Source organism: Chitinophaga sp., from assembly GCF_035564935.1.
GTDB lineage: Bacteria > Bacteroidota > Bacteroidia > Chitinophagales > Chitinophagaceae > Chitinophaga.
Window position 1 is genome coordinate 1 of record NZ_DATMTE010000943.1, and the last position, 7486, is coordinate 7486.

The 7486-nt window shown below is 48.7% G+C and carries 4 protein-coding genes; all 4 read right to left on the reverse strand.

Annotated features, from left to right (window positions below):
• Window positions 1-51: 51 nt before the first annotated feature.
• Entirely contained in the window at window positions 52-1518 is a 1467-nt protein-coding gene (locus VN105_RS24490) for a RagB/SusD family nutrient uptake outer membrane protein (protein WP_325645184.1), read from the reverse strand.
• Between the two features lie 26 nt (window positions 1519-1544).
• Window positions 1545-4598: a TonB-dependent receptor gene (locus VN105_RS24495; RefSeq protein ID WP_325645186.1), complete on the reverse strand. Its 3054-nt coding sequence runs from the start codon at window positions 4596-4598 to the stop codon at window positions 1545-1547.
• A 468-nt stretch (window positions 4599-5066) separates the two neighbouring features.
• Window positions 5067-6524, reverse strand: a complete 1458-nt coding sequence (locus tag VN105_RS24500; RefSeq protein WP_325645188.1) for an APC family permease — start codon at window positions 6522-6524, stop codon at window positions 5067-5069.
• 90 nt (window positions 6525-6614) lie between these two features.
• Window positions 6615-7486: AraC family transcriptional regulator (locus VN105_RS24505; RefSeq protein WP_325645190.1), on the reverse strand; the 872-nt coding region annotated here is incomplete at its 5' end.

Here is a 7486-nt window from a genome sequence, read left to right on the forward strand (position 1 = left end):
GTTTAATCCTGAGTCAGACAAACTCCACGCGCCGCCGAAGGCGGCCCACCACTAATAGTTAGGGTTCTGCACAAGCGTCCCTTTGCTTCGGTCGATCTCCTGCTGAGGCATTGGGAAGTAGTAGTTTTTGGGTTTGGTAAATTTGCGCGGCGCCCCGCCCCTGGTGATCACGGCGCCGTTATACGCCAGCTTGGGTTTTTTATACAGTTCCACGATATCTACCAGGTTGGCTTTGTCCCAGCGGAGGAGGTCCTGGTGCCGTTCGTTTTCCCCGCATAATTCCACCCTGCGTTCATGCATCAGGGCAGCCATGCCGGCATTGGTAACGGCAGGTAAGGTGGCTGAAGCGCGCTTGCGGATCGCATTGATTTCTGCATCACCGGCGCCTGGTCCGTTTAAGCGGATTTTGGCTTCTGCTACCAGCAGGTAAATGTCGGCCGCGCGCATCAATGGTGTTTTAAGAGAATAGTCCAGGCCGCCGGAAGGTTTCCAGCTACAGAATTTTTTGTAATGATAGCCGCTCCAGGAAGTAGCTGCTTCATAGGTAGCAATACCGGTGCCGATGTTGATCTGGTCGCCGGGTTGCATGATGCAGATATTTTTGCGGGGATCGCCTGCCTCAAATTCATCCACCAATCCTTTGGTAGGGTAGAAGAAACTCCATCCGTTCCAGTTGCGGGGAGCGTGGTAGGTAATGAAATCGGAGTAACCATTTCCGTCTACTGTTTGAACAGCCAGCAGCATTTCGGAGTTATTACCGGTGGCTACACTGAAATTATCTGCATAATTGGGCGCCAGTTTATAGTTAGCATTGCTAACTACTTTGTTACCATACTCAATGGCTTTGTCGAGCTTAGTCCAGTTCATATACAGTTTGCATAACAGGCCCCATGCAGTGCCTTTGCTTACGCGGCCTTTGTTGGCATCGTCGTAGCTTTCCGGCAGCTGGTCCGCTGCAGCGAGCAGGTCGCTTTCAATTTGGGCGCGCAGCTCATCTGCTGTTACTTTTGGTTTGTTATAGGAAGATTTGAGGACATCGTCTTCCGTAATAATTGGGGCTTCGCCATAAATGAGCAGCAGGCGCCAGTAAGCGAAGGCGCGGAAGAAGTGTGCTTCTCCCATACAGCGGTTCTTAATAGCCGGATCTATGTCTGCAATTTTGGGTACATAGATCAGTACGTTGTTGGAGCGGTTAATGGTTTCATATTTCCATCTCCATCCTACTCTCACGCTATAGGTAGATGCATCGTAGGTGAAATCTTCTATCACCCCGTCATAATCATGATCGCCCCCGCGTACCTGGTCGTCCGAGCAGTTATCAAACACAAATTCATTAAAACCGGTATAATCTTCTTCCAGTAAAATATTATAGATGCCGGTCACTCCATCGATAGCATCGCTTTGGTTACGCCAGTAGTTACCGGTGCTGTACATGCCCTGTGGAGTTACATCCAGTACGCTTTTACAGCCGGTGAAAAGTAGTGCTGCGAGTGCTAATATATATTTGATCCGTTGCATAGTAATTAATTTAAAGTTCCCGTGAATTAAAAGTTGAGGGTAGCGCCAAAAGTAAAGGTGCGTGCCTGTGGGTAGGCGGCTACGTCTACGCCTCTTTGCCTGTTCCCATCGGAGGTACCTTTGCTGCCGTCTGAAGAGCCGCTATAGCCCAGTTGCGGGGTTAACCCGGAGTAGTTGGTGAGCATGAACAGGTTTTGTGCGGCCACATAAACGTGGATATCTGAAATACCGCTGCGACCCCAAACTTTGGATGGGATGGTATAGCCAAGCGCTGCATTTCTCAGGGAGAAGTAATCGCCGCTTTCCACGAAGCGGTCGGAAGCGCGGTTGTTCTGGTTAGCATTACCAAGGGTCATTCTTGGTACGGAGTTGCCGGTACCGGCGCCATGCCAGCGGTTCAATGCATTCGCATAAAGATTGTAGGGATAGTTGGCATCCATTCCCTGCATTTTATCGGCGTTGTAAAGTTTTACACCACCTACACCGGCAAAGGAAAGACTCAGGTCAAAGCCTTTATAGCCGGCGCTGGCCTGTATGCCATATACCACTTTGGGATTGGGGCTGCCGAGGTTTATGCGGTCTTTATCATTTACCACATTATCGCCGTTGGTATCGAGGAAGCGTACATCGCCGGGCTGGATATTGTCTTTGTTCGGATCTTTGCTGATGTTGGGATCATTGTTGATCTCATCCATAGTCTGGTAAATACCGCCTGTTTTCCAGCCATAGAAGGAAGCCAGCGGCTGCCCTACATAGGTGCGGGAAATTTCCTGTCCCTGCCTGCCATAAGGGGTAGAACCGATATAGGAAGAAGCGTCGTATAATTTAGTGACTTCATTTTTAATAAAGGAAGCGTTGGCGCTTACATTGTAATGGAATTTATCATTGCCACCCTGGTAGCCAACTTCTATTTCCCAGCCTTTATTATTTAATTGTCCAAGGTTCCGGTCGGGGATAGCGGAAGTGCCATGCAGGTCCATTTCAGGGGCGGGTACCAGCATATCGTTGGTATTTTTGTTAAACCACGTGATGGTGGCACTGAGTTTATCCTGGAGAAATCCTGCTTCCAGGCTGATGTTGGTCATCTCGGCTTTTTCCCAGGTGATATCCGGGTTGGCGAGCCTGGAGTTCCAGATGCCGGTGTAAGCGGTTTCCCCGAAATTATAGCGGCGGTCTTTGTTGATTTGTGCGAGGTACTGGAACTCCGTAACGTTCTGGTTACCCAGTTGTCCCCAGCCTCCTGTGATCTTCAGGTTGCTGATGGCTTTGATGTTATCTTTGAAGAAGCTTTCATCAGAGATGCGCCAGCCTGCGGAGAAAGCGGGGAAATAACCCCAGCGCTGATCCGGTGAAAACCTGGAGGAGCCATCTGCACGGAAGGTAACGGTGAGGAGGTATTTGTCTTTAAAACCGTAGAAGCCCCTGATAAACCCGGAGGCAATGGCATTGGCGTTATAGTAGTTGCCGGTAGCATTGTGGATGTCGTTCCCGTTGCTGAGTACCAGCTGGTCTTTTGATTCATCGTTGTATCCCCATCTTTCCGCCTGGTTCCATGAGCCGTTGTAAGTTTGCTGTGAGTAACCACCGGTAACGGTGATGTGATGCACATTGGACAGCACTTTGTTATAGGTGAGGAATATTTCACTCAGCTGGCTGTTGTAGCTTTCATTGCGGGTAAAAAGTTCCGCGTGATCCCGGGCCCTGGTTTGATCCAGCACTTTAGGATTGAAGCTGAACTGGTTTACGAGGCTGCCGTCGAAGCCGTAATTGGCACGGAGTGTAAGGCCGTCCATGATTTCCACTTCGGCATATACGCTGGCCAGCATACGGTAGTTTTTGATCCAGGTGTCGGTAGTTTCAGCGGTGTATACCGGGTTATTGATATCGCCCAGTTCATTGCTGGCTTTAGAGCTGCCCCAACTGCCATCCGGGTTGTGAACGGGGATAGCAGGGTTAAAGCGCAGTGCGCTGAAAATAAGACCGGTTTGTGAAGAATAGGTATCCGGGCCGCTGTTTTGTTTATAGGTAAGCTGCAGGTTTTCGCCCACTTTCACGCGTTTGCCCAGTTTATGTTCTGAGTTAATACGTACAGCGTATCTTTTGAAGTAAGAGTTGGTGATGATGCCGTCTTCATTATAGTAACCTGCACTGAGCATGTAATTGGAAGCGTTGTTGCCGCCGCGCAGGTTCACATCTGCGTTGGTGATATGCCCGGTGCCAAACAATGCGCGTTGCCAGTCGGTGCGCTGGGTGGCGTAGTAAGGATCCTGCCAGATAGCCTCTACAGGTACTCCGTCGTTGGTATAGCGTTCCTGTTTCAATTTTACCAGATCGGGTGCGGTGAGCAGCGATACATAATGTGATACATTGGAAATGCCGCGGTACACATTCACCGATGCTTTCAGCTTTTCGCCGTAATTACCTTTTTTGGTGGTAATGATCACCACGCCGTTGGCGGCACGGGTACCATAGATGGCGGAAGAGGAAGCGTCTTTAAGTATTTCCATAGAAGCGATGTCGTTTGGACTTACATCGGCTAGTCCGCCTGCGGGTACGCCATCGATAATGATCAGCGGGTCGGCATTATTAATGGTACCGGTACCGCGTATACGAATAGAAGGGGTACTGCCGGGGGAGGCGTCTGAGCGTACTATATCCACGCCTGTAACGCGGCCCTGGATGGCTTGTGCGGCGTCTGATACGGGGAGGTTCTTAATATCCGATCCTTTTACGGAGGCGATGGTACCGGTTACATCGCGGCGGCTCTGCACACCGTAACCCACTACCACTACTTCTCCCAGTCCTTTGGTGGTGGCAGCCAGGGATACATTGATAACGGTTTTATCACCGATGGTAATTGTTTGCGGTTCATACCCTATAAACGAGAACAAAACCGATTTAGCACCCGGTGGTAAAGAAAGGGTATAGTTCCCTTTTGTATCAGTACTGGCGCCGCTGGAGGTGCCGGGTACGGTAACGTTTACACCAGGCAGACCGGCACCGTCTGCCGCTCCGGTAACTTTCCCGGTAAGGGTCTTTTGCGCAAAAGCCGTGCTGGTGGCTGCACATAGAAAGACCATCAGAAAGCATAATTTTCCAATTAATGAGTACCTCATAACAAATGAATAAGACGTGAATTTGAATAAACGTGAATGCAACAGATATACGGCCTGTCTTTATTGTTTTGTAGATTAATGTTTTTTGGTTGTGATTAAATAATTTTGCTAAATCGTTATTGCACATCTGCCTGCTGCAGAGATTTTTACATAATTCACCGGGTCCCCCAAAAAGAGATGAAACAAAGTTGGTTTTTCACATGATCAGTATGGCACGTCGTAATGCTTAGTCAGAAAAGGAATTACATATCTACATCACATCGCATCGATTTCTGATAGTAAGGTAACGAATTTTGTAAATGTACGTGTATAGTTTTTTGCCTGGTTATGGTACTGGATTAATTATGTATTAACACTTCGGGCGGGCGTAGGGAATACGCTTATAGCAGTGAGGAGGACCGTTTTTAATAGTCCCCCTGGTTGACATATCATTTAATAAGAAGGATCGGTGGTTGTTATATTTTCCCTGCGGGAGATGGCAGTGCGGTTGCCCCGTTTGTTCCTGTTGGCCAGGTAGTACACAGGTATGCCGGATAAGGTAATGAACAGGCCAGGCCATGTAAATCTCGGTTTATATATAAATAAAAGCCCGCAGAAAGCAATGCCCATCAGGATATACAGTACAGGTAATACAGGGTACCCGAATGCTTTATAGGGTCTGTCTGCATCGGGGCGTTTCTTCCGGAGGATGAAGATGCCTGCAATGGTAAGCATATAAAACGCCACCACCACAAAAGAGATCATATCCAGCAGATCACCGTAACGGCCGCTCAGGCACCACAGGCATGCCACCGTACATTGGATCCATAGCGCAAAGGAAGGTACCGAGGCGCGGTTTAAACTGCCTGCCTTTTTAAAGAAGAGGCCATCCTTTGCCATGGTGTGGTATACACGCGCCCCGGCCAGTATCAGCCCGTTGTTACAGCCAAAAGTGGAGATCATGATCATAACGGCAATAATTACCGTGCCTGTATTTCCCAGTACAGCCTGTGATACGGATACGGCTACACGGTCTTTCGGCGCATGTGCAATTTCTGATAAAGGCAGTACCGCCAGGTAGGTAATATTGGTGAGCAGGTAGATAATGGTTACAATAGCTGTTCCCAGGAAAAGACTCAGCCCGATGTTCCTTTTAGGGTTCTTTATTTCCCCGCCTACAAAGGCCACATTGTGCCAGGAATCGCTGCTGAACACAGATCCCACCATAGCAGCCGCAATAGCGCCGAAGGCAGCGATGGTGGTATAAGAGGAAATACTACCGCCGGTAGTAAGCGGATGCAGTTGCCATGCCTGCTGCCAGTTGGCCTGCCATACGTCCGGCTTCACGGCCACCAACCCGAAAATGATCAGCGCTGCCAGGCTCACCAGCTTGGTAAGCGTAAAGGTGGTTTGAATGGTTTTACCTCCTTCAATTCCACGTGTATTCATATAGGTTAGTAAAACGATCACTCCTATGGAAAGCTGCTGGGCCGCAGTAATATTTAATGTGCCAACTGAAAATAATATATTCTCTTCGCCGAACACGGGGAGCAGGTAGGCGGTAAATTTGGCAAAGGCTACACCTACCGCGGCAATGGTAGCGGTTTGTATCACGGTAAAAAAACTCCAGCCATAAAGGAAGGCTGTCATAGGATTGTATGCTTCCTTGAGGTATACGTATTGTCCTCCTGCCCGAGGAAACATTCCGCTCAGTTCCCCATAGCTCAATGCGGCAGTAAGCGTCATGAAGCCGGTGAGCAGCCATACCAGCAGCAGCCAGCCGGCGCTCCCGGTGTGACGGGTAATATCTGCACTGACAATAAAAATTCCGGAGCCGATCATGCTGCCTGCCACTATCATGGTGGCATCCAGCAGCTTAATGGACGGTTTAAAGGTAGGAGCGTCTGACATAGTAACTTTCGTAGTTTGGTTGATTACAGGTTTATCTTCCCTAAAACTACAGTTACTTTACTGGCAATTCTATTCGCTTTTTGATCAATACTATGCAGATTTTGTTGTAGCCCCATTTTCGAGCTGCTCGTACTCCCGCAGGTAGCTGCGGGGCGATTTGCGGGTAATGCTTTTAAACACCCGGTTAAAATTTGCAATACTGTTAAAGCCGCAGTTATAGGCCACCGTGGCGATACTGTCGTAAGAACCTCCCGCCAGTTTCTTGCAGGCTTCATTGATCCGCACCTCGTTCAGGAACGACACAAATGTAAGCCGTGTATGCTTTTTGAAATACCGGCAAAAAGCCTGCGGCGTCATATGCGCTTCCCGGGCAATATCTTCCAGCTTTATTTCCGCATCATAATGCTGCATGATATAATTGTAGATATACCCGATACGGATACCTTCCTGCTCATTTACAGCAGATAACCTTGATCCCGTGATCAGCGGTTCCAGGTTTTTGATAGTGAGAAAGAAATTGATCAGCTCCACAAATGCCAGGAACTGCGCAATGCCCTGCGACTGGTGTATCTTCAACAACCGGCTGGATATATCCACTACATGCGCCTCGGGGATCTTGAAGCCGTTCTGCGACTGATCAATAAAAGATTTTATCTTTTTAAATTCCGGTAAAGCAAACAAGGGCGACAGCTTGCCTTCAGGGTTGAAGAAAAGCGTGAGGGCCTGCACATTTTTTTTATTCTTGCCGCTAAACGGCAATTCTTCACTCTTTAACACATGCGGCTGGTTACTCCCTATCCAGTATATTTCATTGGACCAGAAAGTATGCATATTATTTTCCACTATCAACGTGCCATGACCATGCTGGATCCAGGTAAGCTGGATCTCTTCATGGCGGTGAAGATGCGGATAGAAAGCCGGCAACCGGTCCTGTTGTGTGATAATGGTTTTATCGTGCGCTA